This is a genomic window from Variovorax sp. Varisp53, assembly GCF_059491555.1.
In genome coordinates this window covers 531000-548542 of record NZ_CP168512.1, presented here as the reverse complement: position 1 = coordinate 548542, position 17543 = coordinate 531000, and the positions used below count along the sequence as shown (strand labels likewise).

Here is a 17543-nt window from a genome sequence, read left to right as displayed (position 1 = left end):
TGACGGCTAGTCGTGCTCGGTGACTCTGCGAATGTCGCGCGTCCAGCTCTTCCAGGCGCAGTAGCGCGCCCACAAAGCAGCTGGCGACGGGAACTCGTCGAGGGTCAGGTTGCGCTCGAGCACGCCATCGGACAGTGTCGCGTCGCGGAATACGAAGCCGTCACCGTTGCTGGCGAAGCTAAACGGCACGTCGAGCAGTTGGGCGTAATTGATGGCTTGAGCCATCCCGGCGCCCATGGCGTGGTTGTTGTCCTTAGCTTGGACGACGGCCAATGGGATTTCGGTCTTGAAAAAGAGCGCGTAGTCCGCGCGAAGAACCGTCGAATCGTCCCGCCAAGCCTTGCGCCCGCGGACGACGACCTGGCCCGCCCGCAGGGCGTACTCGCGGTAGATCTGCGATGAGCCCTCCCATCCGGCCGCTTCAATGGCCGGGCGAATGAACTTGTCGCAGATGTCGATTTCAGACTGAGCCTTATTATTCACGGCCCCTCCACCGGGTCATAGGCATTCTGCCTGAACGGAACGAGAAAGCGGCTGTGTCAGCTTTCCGCTCCCATGCGTTCGAGCTCGCTTACACCTAAAAGGCCCCCTGCACTTTCCGAAGCGCGGGCGCTGGAACCTTGCTAGTGAGGACACAGCCTCACATCTCCTCAAGCAGGTCCAGCAAGCTAGCCAGCACGGCACAGAAAGGACGGCGAGTAGCACAGAAGCAGTCGCTCGACTCGCGGTTGACCAACGTCCGCAACCAGTCTGAAGCGTGCGTACGCGAAGGACAGCTGTGCTGCGACTACGGTCGTTGGCCGCCGATTTTTGAATGACTGCTTCGCGACTCATCGCAGTCGTCGGACGTGCCGTGATGCGATGAGCTATTCGAAGATCTCAAGCACAAGCACAAGCACAAGCGCGAGCGAGCGTCACCCCTGCTTGATGAGGTTCTGCAGAACCAGCGCGCCGCCCTTGTCCAGCAAGGTACCGGACTCCGCGAGTGTCCCGAGGACGATCGGTGCAAAGCCCAGGTCGCCGACCAGCTTCGAGATGACGGCGGTGGCCTGCGTCTCATCACCGGCCACGAACATTACCCGCCGTCCTCCTTGCTCGACCGGATTCATCGCAAGCAGCCTGGCCGGAAGTTGATTGAACGTCTTGACCACGCGTGCACCAGGAAAGGCAGAAGCCACCACGACCGTGGACGGCTGACCTTTCAGCGCTTCCGGCGGAACGCCGTAGGTGTTCATGGCGTCGACCACGATCTTGTCGGTCCACTGCCCTCCAGCGCGGGCGACATCGACGTGTGCGCTGAACGGCACCGCGAGAATGACCACGTCTGCCTTGACCGCGTCCTGCAATGTCAATGCAGTGACGTAGCCAGAGAGTTCCTTCTCGAGGGTTTCGATGGAGTCGGGGCCGCGGGTGTTGGCGACGCCGACAGCGATGCCGCTGCGTGCGAACTGTCGGGCAAGCGCCGAGCCGACGTTGCCTGAGCCGATGATGGCGTAAGTCATGAGAATTCCTTGAATGATTGAACGTTGAGGCCTTAGGCCGAGATGGCTGCGATGTCGGCAAGCGCCTCTGCGACGGCAGCCTTTTTGGCCTCGGGGCCCATGGCGATGCCTTCAGCTCGCACAACGGTCACGTCGGTGATTCCCAGGAACGCAAGCAAGCCGATGAGGTAGCTCTCCTGGTGTTCTAGACCCGCCGCCGGGCTTCCAGCCGAATACACACCCCCTCGCGCCGAGGCGATGAATGCCTTCTTGCCCTTCAGCAGGCCCTCGGGGCCGGTGGCGGTATAGCGGAAGGTCTTGCCTGCGACTGCGATACGGTCGATCCAAGCCTTGAGTGGCGTCGGAATCGACAAGTTGTACATGGGCGCGCCGATGACGAGGATGTCCGACGCGAAGAGTTCGTCCATGTACGCGTTGCCCTTGACCAGATCCGCCGTGATGGTCGCGTCTTCGGTGGCTGCACCGTTGAAGGCGGCCATGTGGGCGCCGGAGAGGTGCAGCGCCGGGTCGGCCGCCAGGTCGCGGGACACGACCTGGATGCCGGGGTGCAGGGCGCGGTGGCGCGCGACGAGTTCGGCGGAAAGTTGCCTGCTGACGGACGCGCCGCCGAGCACACTGGAGTCGAGATGAAGGAGTTGCATGAGAGCCTCGAAAGATTGATGAAGAAGTCCGACCTGCCCGCTTCGGCGTACAGGGCCTCGGGAAGTCTTTTCCCGTGGCTTGAATGGTGGAGACACAGCATCATTCTGAGAAGCCGGTATATTGAGATTTAATCCATCTGCCCTGGAGATGGAAGGAGTTCAAATGCTCGATGGCGTGTCCCTGGACCAGCTGCGAACCTTCATCGCGGCCGTGGATGAAGGCAGCTTCTCGGCGGCGGCCCGGCGGCTCAATCGCGTCCAGTCCGCGGTGAGCGGGTGGGTCAGCAGCCTGGAGGGCCAAATCGGAGTCGTGCTGTTCGACAGGTCAGGCCGGTACCCCAAGCTGACACCTGAGGGCGTTCTCTTGCTCGCGGACGCACGCAACATCGTGTCCGGCGTCGACACGATGAAGGCCCGCGCAAGGTTGATGTCTGCCGGGTTGGAAGCGGAACTCTCTGTCGTGGTGGACGTCTTTTTTCCGACGGCGCTCGTCAGTGCGGCTGCGAAGGCGTTTGTGAGCCGATTTCCGCTCACGCCGTTGAGGTTGTTCGTGGAAGGTCTGGGTGCGGGATACGAGCCGGTGCTGGACGGACGCTGCAGCCTGGGAATACTGGCGCCGCTGGCGGTCGAGTTTCCGTCGCTGAGCAGCGAGAGCATTGGCCAGGTGACTTTGGTCACCGTGGCCGCACCTGACCACCCGCTGGCGAGCTTCAAGCGAAGAATTCCAAAGGCTGCATTGTCCAAGCACGTCCAACTCGTTCTCACTGACCGGTCGGAGTTGAGCGCGGGCCGGGACTTCGGCGTCAAGTCGGCTTCAACCTGGAGATTGGCAGACCTTTCCACAAAGCACGCATTTCTCAGGGACGGCGTGGGCTGGGGCAACATGCCGATGCACATGGTGCAGGGCGACCTTGCGAGCGGCGCGCTTGTTTCACTCGATGTCGAGGACATGCTGCCTGCCGGCTTTTCACTGACGATGGCGGCGTTCCGTCGCGCCTCGGAGCCGCCCGGACCCGCGGCCAGGTGGTTCGTCGACGACCTGAAGGCGCGCTTTGCGCACGACGCAATGGAGTTAAAGACTTAGCCTGTTGAAACGCTCACGCCGTGACTCGGTGGTGGCCCAGACTTGCGTCTGATCTCTCTGTAGAACGGTCACGACGCAGACTGAGGCCAGAGACCGCTTCATGCCCTTCACCGTCATTGATCGTCCGGCGCCAAACGACCGCTCCCAGTCTGAAGCGGCCGTTTAGCGCGCGACATTCCGTAAGTCGGCTTGGGGAGCAATTCCCTGCCCTAGCGAAACGCTTCGGATACAAGCCGCTTTAGCGCCAACGATGAGGCGGACCGCCCAACCGTCGATAACCACGGGCACGTAAACACCCAATTACCGTTGGTTGGTTAAAAACCGTTGGCCCTGGCGCGTGAGCCGCCCAATGGGGAACACCGCCCGCCGCGCAGGCGGCAACACGCACTCTTGTCATAAAGACCCAGCGATGATTTCATCAATCGTGTCCTAGCCAACAGCATACGATGACCAGAGAACTCAACCTGTAATCGCGAACTCCCTATCCTGGTCTTCCGACGGATCCGGCCACGACCATCGGCTTGAGCGTCTCGGTACCGGGATACCTCGAAGAGCGAGTAGATCTCGCATTCGTGCAACGCGATGCCGGCGCAGCCTGCAGTGGCGCGAAGCAGGCTCGCCAGACGCAAGTCCCGGCTCGGCGCTCGAGCTTCGAGATGCCAAAGGCGCCCACATTTTGCGAAATCCTGCTTCTCTTGAGGCGGTCGCCGCGCGTTCTGCGAATGCTTATGCACCTACGGAGGGCACCCTACGAAGTCAAGACCAGCGCACCGAGATCGAAAGCCTGCCGCATAGCCATTAGCACTGTTCCGCCGGCTGAACGGTGAATTCGGCTTCAACTGGTTTATCCATTTAACCGTCTCTGTAAAATTTTTTGCATGCGATGCGAAGTCAGTCAATCTGCTAAATGTCCATTGGCAGGTATTTAAAAGTTTCGAATTGAGGAGATCTCAATTTCAGCCCTGCTGCGCTCGTGATTGGCCGATCCGGCAGTGCCGACAACGCAACTCGAGAGTGACTGCGACCCTTCTGAGTAACGCAACGATCAAGGTATGCAAAGTCACTAGATGCTCACCCATTGAATTCTCCGCCTCGGATCGCCTAGTTCCGAATTCCTGTCTCACACGGAGCAACCGATGACCGATTCCAAAGTTCAAAATCAACCTGCCGACTATGTTCCAGCCAAAGTCTGGGGCCCAAAGAACAACTATGGCGGTACGTTCGGTAGCATCAACCGCCCGGTTTCCGGCGCCAGGTTCGAGAAGGAGTTGCCAGTCGGCAAGCATCCTCTGCAGCTGTACTCGCAGGGCACCCCGAACGGACAGAAGATCACAATCATGCTGGAGGAGCTTCTGGCGGCCGGGCATCCGGGCGCCGAATACGACGCGTGGCTGATCGATATCTTCAAAGGCGCTCAATTCGGAAGCGGCTTCGTGGGCATCAATCCCAATGGCAAGATACCGGCGCTCGTTGATCACTCCACGGATCCAGTCACGCGCGTCTTCGAGAGCGGCTCCATCCTCGTTCATCTTGCAGAACGATTTGGCGCATTCCTACCGACCGAAGGTCGGGCGCGGACGGAGACGTTCAACTGGTTGATGTGGCAGATGGGCTCGGCTCCCTTCGTCGGCGGAGGACTGGGCCACTTCTACGCCTATGCACCGCTAAAGATCGAGTATGCAATCGACCGATACGCGATGGAGACCAAACGGCAGCTGCATGTGCTGGACACGCATCTGGCCACGCACGAGTTCCTCGCTGGGGATCAGTACACGATCGCGGACATGGCGGTCTGGCCGTGGTATCCGGGCAGCCTCTATGGCGTCTACAACACGCACGAGTTCCTGGCCGTCGAGGAATACACGCATCTGCTGCGCTGGTACAGGGCGATAGCAACTCGCCCCGCAGTTGCGCGCGGCAGGGTCGTCAACCGCGTAGCCGGAGAGCCGGGCACCTTCCTTCGCGAACGCCACGACGCCAAGGACTTCGAGTCAATACAGCAAGGCGAATAGTCAGCGCTCCCAGCCCCAGGCTGCACGACCACGCCACCCGCACGCGTCGCGCGCCCTGGTCCGGGCTCTCAAAGATTCAACCGTGTCTCCCAGGGCGATGCCTTCGCCCTTGGAGCTGCCGCATGGACATCCCCGCGGCGCCCCCAAGCATCTAGGCAATTTTCCAGTCCAGCAGACCGCCATACCCAGCGGCGCTTTCCAACCATCAAGGCTTTTTTTATGAAACTGTATTACTCCCCTGGCTCTTGCGGGCTTGCTTCGCAAATCGCACTGCGAGAGGCCGGACAGGCGTACGACCTGATCAAGGTCGACTTCAAAACCAAGACGACGGTCGAAGGCGACTACCTGAAGGTATCGCCCAAGGGCTTCATCCCTGTGCTGAAGATGGACGACGGCGACCTGCTCACCGAGGGGGCGGTCATTCTGCAGTGGATCGCAGACAAGAACCCGGCCGCCAAACTCCTGCCACCCTTCGGAACCCGCGAGCGCTACACGGCGCTGGAGTGGCTCAATTTCGTGGCAAGCGATCTGCACAAGGGCATGGCCGTGATGTTTTCGCCATTCCTCGATGAAGTAACGAAGAAAAGATTTTCGGATGGCAACCTGACCAGCAAGTTCGAATACATCGACGAACACCTGTCCCGGAACGACTACGTCCTGGGCGCGCAATTCTCGGTCGCCGATGCGTATCTCTACAACGTCCTGTCATGGCCGTCGCGGGTAAGGATCGACATCACCGGCTACGCCTCCATCCAGAAGTTCATGGCACGCATGGAGCAACGGGCCAGTGTGCGCGCGGCTTTGCAAGCTGAAGGCCTTCTGGCGAACGACTGAAATCCAAGCCCTCCCGAGGAACCTTCATGCCGACACTTTTCGATCCCATCGCACTGGGCGCGCTCAACGCGTCCAATCGCACCTTCATGGCGCCGCTGACCCGAGCGCGCGCCACCCGCGACCATGTGCCGACGCCGATCATGGCCGACTACTACGCGCAGCGCGCCACGGCCGGGTTGATCATCGGAGAAGCCACTGGCATTTCGCGCCAGGCCGTTGGCTGGCCCTATGCACCAGGACTGTGGTCCTCTGAGCAGGTCAAGGCCTGGATGCCCGTCACGCAGACGGTGCATGACAAAGGCGGGCTCATCTTCGCGCAGCTTTGGCACATGGGCCGCATGGCGCACTCGGCCGTGACGGGCCGTCAGCCTGTATCGGCCAGTGCCACGGCCATGCCGGGAGATGCGCACACCTATGAAGGCAAGATGCCGTTCGAAATCGCAAGACCGCTGGCGACTGAGGAAATCCCAAGCCTGATCTCCGACTATGTCAGCGCCGCAAGCAACGCCATGGCCGCGGGCTTCGACGGCGTTCAGATCCACGCCGCCAATGGCCAGTTGCTCGACCAATTCTTGCGGGACGGAACCAACGCCCGGACCGACGAATACGGCGGCAGCATCGACAACCGGGTGCGGTTGCTGCGCTTGGTCACGCAGGCCGTTGCAGACGAAGTGGGCGCCGATCGCACGGCCGTGCGCCTGTCCCCCAATGGCGAGAGCTACGGCGTGGACGACAGCAACCCGGCGCCGCTGTTCACGGCCGCGGCGGAGATGCTGAACGCTATCGGTATCGCCTTCCTGGAGTTGCGAGAGCCTGGCCCGGACGGGACATTTGGCGCAACCGACGTCCCCCGACTGTCGCCTCAGATTCGCAGGCATTTCAAGGGCGCCCTGGTGCTCAACAGCGACTACGACGTGGCGCGCGCCAAGGCCGACCTCGACAGCGGCTTGGCCGATGCGATCAGCTTCGGGCGTCCCTTCCTGGCCAACCCTGACCTGGTCTGGCGCCTGCGCCACGGCGCACCGTTGACCAAGGACGAGATGGCGACCTACTACAGCCAGGGAGCTGAGGGCTACACCGACTACGAGACGCTGATGTGCAGCAAAGCCTTTGATTGAGCGACTGGCCGCTACCCGCGCCATCCCGCCGTGAGTTGGGACAGCGAAATTTCTTCCATTCCCGCCGGACGCCAGGTTGGCGCCGGCACCCACAACCCTAGAAAAGGAACAAGGATCATGATGCAAGATTGGAACGGCTACCGGACGTCTCTGCTGGAGCGCGTGGGCGACTTCGCCAAGCAAAGTCCCGACGTGATGCGCGGGATGGCGGCCCTGGACAACGCCGCCGCAAAAACTGGCCATCTGGAGCCCAAGATCCACGAACTGATCTCCCTCGCCGTCGCCGTCACCACGCGTTGCGATGGCTGCATCGCCGTGCATACCAAGAAGGCCGCGGAGGCTGGCGCCTCGCTCGAGGAAGTTTCCGAGGCACTGGGCGTGGCCATTGCGATGAACGCCGGAGCGGCGCTCACGTATTCGGCCCGCGTGGTCGAAACGTACCAGCAACTGCCCGGCAAGTAAGCCGCTGCAGGAAGCGCCTTTGGCTTCGTCCCCGGTGGCCGCAAGTATCTTGCCTGTGCCGGCGGGTGGCAGCCCTTCGTCAGCGCATGGTGGCGTGGTTCAAGAACAGTTGCGCTACCCACTCGACGAACACACGCACCTTGGCCGAAAGGTGGCGGTTCTGCGGATACACCACGTGGATCGGCAGTGGTTCGTTGGTCCAGTCGTCCAGGACGGATACGAGCCGCCCGTCTTTGAGCATAGGCGCCATCAGGAAGTCTGCCATCTGGACGATACCCAACCCGGCCAGGCCTGCAGCCGTGTACGCATAGCTGTCGCTCAATGCGATGTGACTGGACAAGGCGACCTGGATCTTCTCGCCGTCCTTCTTAAAGTACCAATCGAACATCTTGCCCGAACGTGCGGAGAAATAGTTGACGCAGCTGTGGTGTACCAGATCGTTGGGATGCATGGGCCGGCCATGGCGTTTGAGGTAGGCCGGCGAGGCACAAGTGGTGTAGTGCATCGTGCCGACGCGGCGCGCGATCAGGCTGGAATCGGTCAGGCGACGGCCTCCGCGAATCGCGCAATCTACCCCTTCCTCGACCAGGTCCACCTGCCGGTCGCTGCAACCCAGTTCGAGCCGGATGTCCGGATACCGCTCGACGAAGTCGGGAAGCGCGGGAATGATCACCTCGCTGGCCAGGCCGGTGGGGGCGTCGATACGCAGCCTTCCCGCGGGGCTGCCCCTTGTTTGAGACACGCAGTCCTCGGCTTCGCGCACCTCCGAGAGAATGCGCATGCAGCGTTCGTAGAAGGCGGCGCCTTCAGCGGTGACGCTGACGTGCCGGGTGGTCCGGTTCAGAAGCTTGACCGACAGCGAACCTTCCAGCGACTGGATCAAGGTTGACACCGTCGCTTTGGGAAGTTTCATGTTCTCGGCCGTGCGGGTGAATCCGCCGGTGTCCACGACCTGGACAAACACTTCCATCGCCAAAAATTTGTTCATCCGTGGTCCTGAGCGAATCGGGTGACAGGAGTCCGCGCAGCAAGGCGCAATCGAGCCATCAAGGTTCAAACGCGCACGCCGCCCCTGATGCGATAGCTTGGCTGGTACATGGTCACGAGCTCTTCCGCCGCAGTGGGATGGACGGCCATGGTCCGGTCAAAATCATCCTTCGTGACCCCTGCCTTCAGGGAGACGCCAAGCAACTGCACCATCTCGCCGGCCTCGTGGCCGAGGATGTGGGCGCCGACCACCTTGCGGCTTGCGGCGTCGACGACGAGCTTCATGAGCATCTTTTCCGTGCGGCCCGAGAGCGTCGCCTTCATCGGGCGGAACTCGGCGCGATAGACCGCGATCTCGGGATACTTCTTGGCGGCCTCTTCTTCCGACAGGCCCACCGTGCCGATCTCCGGCTGCGAAAAAACGGCCGTGGGGATCAGGTCGTGATCGGGCGAGGTCGGATTGTTCTTGTACTCGGTCTCAATGAAGCACATGGCTTCATGGATGGCGACGGGTGTCAGCTGCACCCGGTGGGTGACGTCTCCCAGCGCAAATATGTTGGGCACATTTGTGCGGGAGTAATCGTCCACGACGATCGCGCCAAGCCCATCCACCTTCACACCGGCAGCTTCCAGGCCCAACCCCTGCGTGTTCGGCTCGCGGCCGAGCGCCAGCATGACGGTGTCGACCGAGATCGACTCGCCGCACATCGTTCTGACCAACAAACTGCCGTCAACCTTCTGTTCCACCTTCTCCATGAAGTCGGTGAGAACGATGCGGATGCCCTTGTCGACCATGGCTTTGTGCAAGCCCTGGCGCAGGTCGTGATCGAAACGCGACAAGATCTCCTTGCCGCGGTAGATGAGCGTTACAGCCACACCAAGGCCTTGGAACACATTGGCGAACTCGACCGCGATGTAGCCGCCGCCGGCAATCAGTATCGAGCGCGGCAGCTGCGGAAGATCGAAAGCTTCGTTGGACGAGATGCACAGCTCATGGCCAGGGAGCGCTGCATGGGGGTTCGGCGTGCCGCCTGTGGCAATGACAATCCTGTCGGCGGTGACGGTCTGGCCGGTCTGCACCAGGCGCACGGTGTGCGCGTCGACCAACTCGGCGCGGCTGTCGATGATCCGGGCGCCGTTGCTCTCGAGCCCACGCCGGTACAAGCCTTCGAGTCTTAGGATTTCCTTGTCCTTGGCGGCCAGCAAGGTATCCCAGTCGAACGTGGTCTCGCTGACTTTCCATCCGTACCCTGCAGCATCCTCGAAGTGCTCGCGATACTGGGAGGCGTACACGAAAAGCTTCTTGGGAACGCAGCCCCGAATGACGCAGGTGCCGCCGAACCGGTGCTCTTCCGCGATCGCGACACGTTTGCCCAGCGCGGCAGCAACACGCCCGGCCCTCACGCCGCCCGAGCCACCTCCGATCACGAACAGATCGTAGTCATACGCGGCCATGAAAGATTCCTTTTCTGACTGACGCGCGAAGGCGCGCAAAGCGCCCTCTCGTCGAATTTCGTGGCGGTCTGGTGATCGACCCATGGGCTTCGCCGCGTCCTTTCCCCGCCAAGTGGCTTGAGCGTCAAGCGACACAGCGTCGTCGCACCCACGACCTTGAGCGCGAATTCTGACCATGTTCCAGAACTCGATAAAGACACCGGCGACGAATTGAATGTTCAGGCGACTGAACAACGGCGTGCACAACCGGCCGCAAGACATATGAAACCGAGCGTCAGGGTATCCAGGGCCTAAGCTTGCCATCGTGCGGACTCGTAGGAGTCGACCCGCCATCCGGCTTCCTCCCTGCGCACGACTTCTGCAACCCAGTCTGCGAACGCTCGCACGGTCGGGGACAACTGACGATTCTGGGGGTATAGGACCGAAAGCGGCACAGTCGGCGACGCGTAGTCGGCGAGCACCTGCCGAAGGCGGCCGCTCAGAAGGTAGGGCCGCACCATGTAGCTCCCCGCACGGATGAGCCCAAGGCCTTCGAGGCCGCATGTCACGTAGGCATCCGTATCGTTGACGATGAGACGTTCTCGCATCCTGACGCTGCGGTGCTCGCCATTCAACTCGAAATTCCAATCCAAGGTGCGCGCGGTGCGGCTGGACAGGTAGCCAACCGCCTCGTGGTTCGCCAGATCCTCCAGCGATTTTGGCGTGCCGTGACGGGCCAGGTATTCCGGCGAGGCGCAGGTCACCCATTCGAACGAGCCGATGCGCTTTGCTACGAGTGTGGTGGAGTCCTCGGGCGTCCCCGCTCGAATGACGCAATCGATACCCTCCTGCACGAGCTCCACAGTGCGGTCAGACGCCGTCAGCGTGAGTTCGACCTCCGGAAAGCGAGACTGAAAGTCCTTGATGCAAGGCAGGACGACCAAGCGCGCGAGCGAGAGCGTCATGTCGACCCGCAGGCAGCCTCGAGGCTGCCCAGCTCGTCCTGGGAAGCTGGACTCGACGCCTTCTAAGTCCGCAAGCAAACGCCTGCATTGCTCGAAGTACAGCGTGCCTTCCGGTGTCAGGCTGATGTGGCGCGTGGTCCGCTGCAAAAGTCGCACGCCCAAGAACTTCTCCAAGTCCTTCACGGCTCGCGTGACCCGGGATTTGGGCAGGAACAGGCTGTCCGCAGCTCGAGTGAAGCTGTGCATTTCGACCACGCGGGCGAAGATCTGCATCGACTGGAGGCGGTCCACGGGCTTCTCTCCTTGTAGGGCCACTATTGCACGGTACGGAACTAGGTGTGGCTTGCACCGCGAGAAATTCCATTTTTATCGCATTGGCAGGGGGGCGACGACAAGTGATTGTTCCAACGGCGGCAACAAAGTAACCCAGGTTCCGGGCTCGATCTTCATGCGCCACACGCACAGACTGCAAACCGTTCAATTTTGTAGAGCACGTCGCATGAAAACCCTCAAGAAACAGCACCTGGCGGTCGTCACGACTGCCGTTGCGGTGGTCGTTGCTGGCAGCATGTTTTGGAAGCACGGTTCCGAAGCGCATGCTCAAGCCGCCGCCGCACTCCCCACCGTCAAGTACCGGCCAGCCTTGCAGCGCTCGGTGTCCGATGCGCAGGACTACACGGGGCGGCTCGAAGCCGTGGACCTCGTCGACGTTCGCGCCAAGGTACCGGGCTCGCTGCTCGCGGTGCACTTCAAGCCGGGCCAGCATGTTCGCCAGGGTGACGTTCTTTTCGTCATCGACCCAGCACCGTTCGAGACCCAGGTGCGCCAGGCGCAGGCCACCCTGGCAGGTGCCGAAGCACGGCAACGGCTGGCAGACACGGAGCGCGCCCGCGGACAGAGGCTGCTGGAGTCGAATTCGATCGCGCGCAGGGAGTTCGACACGCTCGACAATGCGGCGCGCGAGGCTGCCGCGTCACTGAAGGGAGCGCAGGCCGCTCTCGCGCAGGCTCAACTGCAGCTCAGCTACACCCAGGTTCGCGCGCCTATTGCGGGACGGATCTCCCGGGCGGAAGTCACCGCGGGCAATGTGGTGACGGCAGGCGGGGAAGCGACCCCGCTCACCAGGATCGTCTCTGACAGCAAGCTCTACGCATCCTTCAACGTGGACGAGCAGAGCTACCTCCAGATCATCGCCCCTTCGCTGAGGGCGGGCACGCAGCCTGTAGTGAAGGTCGGTTTGGCCACCGACACCGACTTTCCCTACGCGGCGTCCATCGAAGCGATCGACAACCAGATGGATCCTCGGTCGGGAACCGTGCGGGTTCGTGCGCGCATCGACAAGGTGAATCCCGAGATGCTCCCCGGTCTGCGGGCGCGCATCCGTCTGCAAGGCGGTGCCCCCTACGACGCCGTGTTGGTGGACGAGGCCGTCGTCAGCACCGACCAAGACCGGAAGTATGTTCTCGTCGTCAATGCGCAGAACAAGGTCGAGCGCCGGGTCGTCGACCTCGGCGTGCTGCAAGGAACGCAGCGGGTCGTGCGCAGCGGGCTCGCCCCGGGCGCCAAGGTCATCGTGGACGGCGCTTTCCGCGCGTCGCCCGGTGCGTCGGTGTCCGCAGTCGCTTCAGAGGCCCCCGAGGCTTCCGCCGGCGCCACCAACGGAGGCCGGTCGTGAACATCTCGAAATTCTTCATCGACAGGCCGATCTTCGCTGGCGTCCTGTCTGCGCTGATTCTCCTCGCAGGGCTCGTAGCGTCGTTCAACATGCCGGTCTCGGAATACCCGCAGGTCATCCCGCCGTCGGTCGTGGTGCACGCGCAATACCCGGGCGCTAACGCCAAGACGATCGCGGAAACCGTCGCGGCACCGTTGGAGCAGTCCGTCAACGGCGTTGAGGACATGCTCTACATGGACTCGAAGGCCAGCGGTGACGGTCACCTGTACCTGACCGTGACCTTCAAGCTGGGAACCGATCCGGACAGGGCCCAGCAGCTGGTGCAAACCCGCGTCTCCCAAGCCCAAGCGCGACTGCCCGAGGACGTGCAGCGCCTGGGCGTGACCGCGGTCAAGAACCTGCCGATGATCACCATCGCCGTGCACATGGTGTCGCCAAAGGGGACCTACGACAACAACTACATCAGCAACTACGCCATCCTTCACGTGAAGGATCGTCTGGCCCGGATCACGGGCGTCGGCGACGTGGCGATCTGGGGGCCCGGCGGCTATGCGATGCGTGTCTGGCTGGATCCGGCCGCTTTGGCCGAGCGGGGACTGAGTGCGAACGATGTCGCCAGCGCCATTCGACGCCAGAACATCCAGGCCGCTGTCGGAACGATCGGAAGTTCACCCACCTCCGCGGACACCGCCTTCCAACTCAACGTCAACGCCGATGGCCGACTCAAGTCGCCCGAGGAGTTCAAGGCCATCGTCATCAAGTCCGATGCCCGTGGAGCGATCACGCGCCTGGGCGACGTGGCGCGCGTGGAACTCGGCGCCGAAGACTACGGCATCCGCGCCACGCTGGACAACGCGCCCGCTGTCGCGGTGACCGTGCAGGAAGCTCCCGGTGCGAACTCGCTTCAGATCTCCCGCGACGTGCACAAGGCCATGAAGGAGCTCGAGAAGGATTTCCCCGAAGACGTGGTTTATCGCATCGTCTATGAACCGAGCCGTGCAGTCCAGTCCGGCATCGACGCGGTCATCGAAACGCTGCTGGAGTCGGTGGCGCTGGTGGTGCTGGTCGTGTTTCTCTTCCTGCAGACCTGGCGCGCTTCCATCATTCCGCTTATCGCGGTTCCCATTTCGATCGTCGGCACGTTCACCTTCCTGCTGCTGGCGGGCTACTCCATCAACACGCTGTCGCTGTTCGGCTTGGTGGTGGCCATCGGCATCGTGGTGGACGATGCCATTGTGGTCGTCGAGAACGTGGAGCGGAACATCGCACGCGGGCTCAGTCCCCGTGAGGCGACCTACCAGGCCATGCGCGAGGTCAGTGGGCCCATCATCGCCATCGCATTGACGCTGTCTGCGGTGTTTCTTCCGCTGGCCTTTCTCAGCGGCCTGACAGGCGAGTTCTACAAGCAGTTCGCGGTGACCATCGCCATTTCCACGCTGATCTCGGCGGTGAACTCGCTCACGCTGTCTCCGGCGCTGTCGGCCTTGCTGCTGAAGGGACATGGCGATGCGCCAGACGCGGTGACCCGGATAACGCAGAAGGTGTTCGGCCGCTTCTTCGGGCGCTTCAATCGCACCTTCGATCGCACCTCAGAGGCATATGGAGGAGGCGTCGGCCGTTTGCTGCGGCACAAGGGGGCGTTGCTCGTCGTGTACGCGCTCTTGCTGGGGGGAACCTGGTGGCTTACCGATCATGTCCCGGGTGGGTTCGTTCCTGCACAGGACAAGGAGTACCTCGTGAGCCTGGCGCAACTGCCCGAGGGCTCGACGCTGGACCGCACCGAGGCGACCATGAACAAGATGAATGCCATGGCGCTCAAGCACCCTGCCGTCCTCGGAACATCGAGCTACAGCGGTCTTTCGATAAATGGGGTGACCAAGAGCTCGAGCACGGCTCTGACATTTGTCTTGCTCAAGCCGTTCAAGGAGCGCAAGGGGATCAGCGCCGACCAGGTCGCGGCCGACCTGGGCCGTGAGTTCGGCAGCATCGGACACGCCTTCACCGGGATCTTTCCACCACCGCCGGTCTACGGCCTCGGAACCCTGGGCGGCTTCAAGCTGCAGATCGAGGACCGGGCGGACCTGGGTTACGACGAGCTCTACAAGGCGACACAAGCCTTCATCAAAAAGGCGTCCGAAGCGCCTGAGCTCGGCCCGCTCTTCTCGACTTACAACGTGAACGCGCCTCAGCTCAAGGTGGACATCGACCGCGCGAAGGCACAGCAGTTGGGTGTGGATACGCCAGCGGCCTTCAGTGCGATGCAGTCGTTCCTTGGTTCCTACTACGTGAACGACTTCAACTTCCTGGGCCGCGTGTACCAGGTGCGCATGCAGGCCGACGGCCAGTTCCGCTCCAAGCCGGAAGACATCGGGCAACTGCACGTTCGCAGCGAGTCCGGGCAGATGGTTCCGCTCGCGTCGTTCGCCAAGGTCAGCCAGACGTACGGCCCCGACCAGGTCAGCCGCTACAACGGCTTCACGTCGGCCGACGTGGGCGGCAGCCCGGCGCCGGGCTACTCGTCGGACCAAGCAATGGAGGCCATCCAGCGGATTGCGGCAGCAACCTTGCCACCGGGGATGACGTTCGAATGGACCGACCTGACCTACCAGCAGATCATTGCCGGCAACAGCGCGGTCTGGATTCTTCCACTCTGCGTTCTCTTGGTGTTCTTCGTATTGGCGGCCCAGTACGAGAGCCTGACGCTGCCGCTGGCCATCATCCTCATCATTCCGATGAGCATCTTCTCCGCGCTGCTCGGTGTGTGGCTCACGAAGGGCGACAACAACATCTTCACCCAGATCGGACTCATCGTGCTTGTCGGCCTGGCGTCGAAGAACGCCATCCTGATCGTCGAGTTCGCGCGCGAGCTCGAGATGGCGGGAATGTCCACGTTGAAGGCCGTGATCGAGTCCTGCCGCTTGCGGCTGCGGCCCATCCTGATGACGTCGCTGGCCTTCATCATGGGCGTGATCCCACTCGTTCTTTCGACAGGCGCAGGTGCAGAAATGCGCCAGGCGATGGGCATCTCGGTGTTCTTCGGAATGATCGGCGTCACGCTGTTCGGCCTGTTTCTCACACCGCTCTTCTACGTACTGGCCCGGGCGCTTAGCGGAGGAAGGCCGCTTCGATCTGCCGCGCATCACGAGGCGCCCGTGATCGCCCCGCATCACCTTGGAAATCAACAGCCGGAGGTTCAGGCATGACCCACCCAACCCGAGCGATCCAGCAACTGTCCAGAAGTGCGCTTGCCTTGGCAGCAAGTCTGTTCCTGCTGTCTGCGTGCTCCCTCACGCCCGTCGAGAATCGTCCCGCCATCGACATTCCCGCGACGTTCGCGGAGTACGAGGGGCGCACGCTCGCGCTCCAGCCCACGGAAGACCCAGGCCGGTGGCGGCCGGCCGAACCGGCAGACCAGCAGGCGCCATCTCCATGGTGGGGAGTCTTCGGCGACCCTGTCCTTGTGCAACTCGAAGAGGAGGCGCTCAAGGCGAATCCGGATGTGTCCATCGCGATGGCAAGGCTCAAGCAGGCACGCGCACTGATTTCGCAAAGCGAGTCGGCGCAGCTTCCGGAAGTGGGCGTCGGTTTCGGTCCCACTCGGCAGCGCATCAGCGGCACGGCTGCGGGGCGCGGAGACGGCGCGCCGGGGTCCACGCAAACGCTGTGGCGCGCACAGGCCTCCGTCGCCTACGAGGTCGACATCTTCGGCCGGGTTTCGTCGGGTGTTGCCGCCGCACGTGCCGATGCGGCCCGGCAGCAGGCGCTGGCGCACCAGATGCTGTTGCTCGTCCAGGCCGACGTCGCCAAGACGTACTTTAGCCTGCGACAGTTCGAGGGCGAGCTCCGCCTGCTTCGGGACACCGTGAAGCTGAGACAAGACGCCATGTCGCTGTTGGAGCGAAAGTTCGATGTGGGCGCTGTGGCCCCTTATGTCGTCGACCAGGTGAAGACTGAATTGTTCTCGGCCCGCTCGGAGCAGCTGTCTGTCGAACGGCAGCATGCCCTGGCCTTGCATGCCTTGGCGATCCTGTTGGGCAAGCTGCCTGCGGCGTTCTCCGTCGAGGCAAAGCCTCTCGACAACGTCACGGTCCAGCTCCCGCCAGGCATGCCCTCGACGTTACTTGAGCGCAGGCCGGACATCGCTGCAGCCGAACGCGCCATGACCGCGGAGAACGCGCGCATCGGCGTTGCGAGGGCAGCATTCTTTCCGGCGCTCTCGCTGACGGGCTCCCTGGGCTACGAGTCGGCCGACTTGGCCAATCTGGCCAACTGGTCCCAACGAACGTTTCTGCTCGGTCCTCTGGTGGGAACGGCCTTGAGCATGCCAATCTTCGATGGAGGAAGGCGAAGTGCCGAAGTGGCCCGCGTACGCGGCGTCTACGAGGAGAGAGTCGCCGAATACCGCAAGACGGTGCTCCAGGCCTTCCGCGAGGTTGAAGACTCCCTGGTCTCTATCAGAACCCTTGACGAGCGGATCGTTCACCAGCGGGGAGCGGAAGACGCATCGTCTGGCGTTGCGCAATCAGCTAAAGCGAGATTCGACGAAGGCGACGTCGACTACCTGGTCGTTGTCGATGCCGAGCGCACCCGTTTGCGCAGTCGCCAGTCGCGCATCCAGTTCGAGGGTGAGCGCGCGCGCGCGACCGTTGATCTGGTCAAAGCGCTCGGCGGTGGCTGGGATCTCTCAAAGGCCGAGAGGTCCGACATCAAAGGCTGACCCGACGGTGTCGCAGGAGCGGCCAAGGCTGCCTCCTTCCACGCGGCCGCATGCCGCACTCGAATTCAAGGCATTTGTAGCTGCGCGTTCGAGCGATTGCATCCGCCGCGGA

The 17543-nt window shown here is 62.3% G+C and carries 13 protein-coding genes and 1 pseudogene; 8 read left to right on the top strand and 6 right to left on the bottom strand.

Features of this window, described 5'->3' with window-relative positions:
• Positions 1–9: 9 nt before the first annotated feature.
• From ACEOAB_RS02410 to ACEOAB_RS02400, 3 genes and pseudogenes are all read right to left on the bottom strand, one after another.
• Positions 10–483: pseudogene (locus ACEOAB_RS02410) on the bottom strand (type I restriction endonuclease subunit R); the annotation flags it as partial.
• 431 nt (positions 484–914) lie between these two features.
• Entirely contained in the window at positions 915–1502 is a 588-nt protein-coding gene (locus ACEOAB_RS02405; RefSeq protein ID WP_028253981.1) for an NADPH-dependent F420 reductase, read from the bottom strand.
• 32 nt (positions 1503–1534) lie between these two features.
• Positions 1535–2143, bottom strand: coding sequence for an FMN-dependent NADH-azoreductase (locus ACEOAB_RS02400; RefSeq protein ID WP_028253982.1), 609 nt, complete (start codon positions 2141–2143; stop codon positions 1535–1537).
• A 163-nt stretch (positions 2144–2306) separates the two neighbouring features.
• On the opposite strand from ACEOAB_RS02400, the gene ACEOAB_RS02395 reads away from it, so the two are divergent.
• The 5 genes from ACEOAB_RS02395 (at position 2307) to ACEOAB_RS02375 (ending at position 7653) form a co-directional block, all read left to right on the top strand.
• The gene (locus ACEOAB_RS02395) at positions 2307–3227 is read left to right on the top strand and encodes a LysR family transcriptional regulator (RefSeq protein WP_028253983.1); all 921 of its coding nucleotides are present in this window, start codon (positions 2307–2309) and stop codon (positions 3225–3227) included.
• 1136 nt (positions 3228–4363) lie between these two features.
• Complete coding sequence (gene yghU / locus ACEOAB_RS02390; protein ID WP_413747851.1) at positions 4364–5239, top strand: glutathione-dependent disulfide-bond oxidoreductase; 876 nt, start codon at positions 4364–4366, stop codon at positions 5237–5239.
• Positions 5240–5458: 219 nt separating this feature from the next.
• Positions 5459–6073 (top strand): glutathione transferase GstA, encoded by a 615-nt coding sequence (gene gstA, locus ACEOAB_RS02385; protein ID WP_028253984.1) that lies wholly within the window; start codon positions 5459–5461, stop codon positions 6071–6073.
• Between the two features lie 26 nt (positions 6074–6099).
• Positions 6100–7191 (top strand): alkene reductase, encoded by a 1092-nt coding sequence (locus ACEOAB_RS02380; RefSeq protein WP_027730218.1) that lies wholly within the window; start codon positions 6100–6102, stop codon positions 7189–7191.
• A 117-nt stretch (positions 7192–7308) separates the two neighbouring features.
• The gene (locus tag ACEOAB_RS02375; protein WP_021004317.1) at positions 7309–7653 is read left to right on the top strand and encodes a carboxymuconolactone decarboxylase family protein; all 345 of its coding nucleotides are present in this window, start codon (positions 7309–7311) and stop codon (positions 7651–7653) included.
• 79 nt (positions 7654–7732) lie between these two features.
• Here the strand turns inward: ACEOAB_RS02375 and ACEOAB_RS02370 are convergent, their stop codons facing one another.
• From ACEOAB_RS02370 to ACEOAB_RS02360, 3 genes are all read right to left on the bottom strand, one after another.
• Entirely contained in the window at positions 7733–8641 is a 909-nt protein-coding gene (locus ACEOAB_RS02370; protein WP_027730219.1) for a LysR family transcriptional regulator, read from the bottom strand.
• Between the two features lie 65 nt (positions 8642–8706).
• Positions 8707–10095, bottom strand: coding sequence for a glutathione-disulfide reductase (gene gor / locus ACEOAB_RS02365; protein WP_413747852.1), 1389 nt, complete (start codon positions 10093–10095; stop codon positions 8707–8709).
• A 290-nt stretch (positions 10096–10385) separates the two neighbouring features.
• A complete protein-coding gene (locus ACEOAB_RS02360) occupies positions 10386–11330 on the bottom strand; it encodes a LysR family transcriptional regulator (RefSeq protein ID WP_018907321.1) in 945 nt (314 codons plus the stop codon).
• A gap of 208 nt (positions 11331–11538) precedes the next feature.
• On the opposite strand from ACEOAB_RS02360, the gene ACEOAB_RS02355 reads away from it, so the two are divergent.
• From ACEOAB_RS02355 to ACEOAB_RS02345, 3 genes are read left to right on the top strand one after another with little or no spacing between them, the layout of a single operon-like run.
• Positions 11539–12714, top strand: coding sequence for an efflux RND transporter periplasmic adaptor subunit (locus ACEOAB_RS02355; protein WP_018907322.1), 1176 nt, complete (start codon positions 11539–11541; stop codon positions 12712–12714).
• Positions 12711–15917, top strand: coding sequence for an efflux RND transporter permease subunit (locus ACEOAB_RS02350; protein ID WP_027730221.1), 3207 nt, complete (start codon positions 12711–12713; stop codon positions 15915–15917). The genes ACEOAB_RS02355 and ACEOAB_RS02350 overlap by 4 nt, the downstream gene beginning before the upstream one ends.
• Positions 15914–17431 carry an efflux transporter outer membrane subunit gene (locus tag ACEOAB_RS02345; protein ID WP_018907324.1) on the top strand — a complete coding sequence of 506 codons (1518 nt, stop codon included), beginning with the start codon at positions 15914–15916 and terminating at the stop codon, positions 17429–17431. The genes ACEOAB_RS02350 and ACEOAB_RS02345 overlap by 4 nt, the downstream gene beginning before the upstream one ends.
• Positions 17432–17543: the final 112 nt, after the last annotated feature.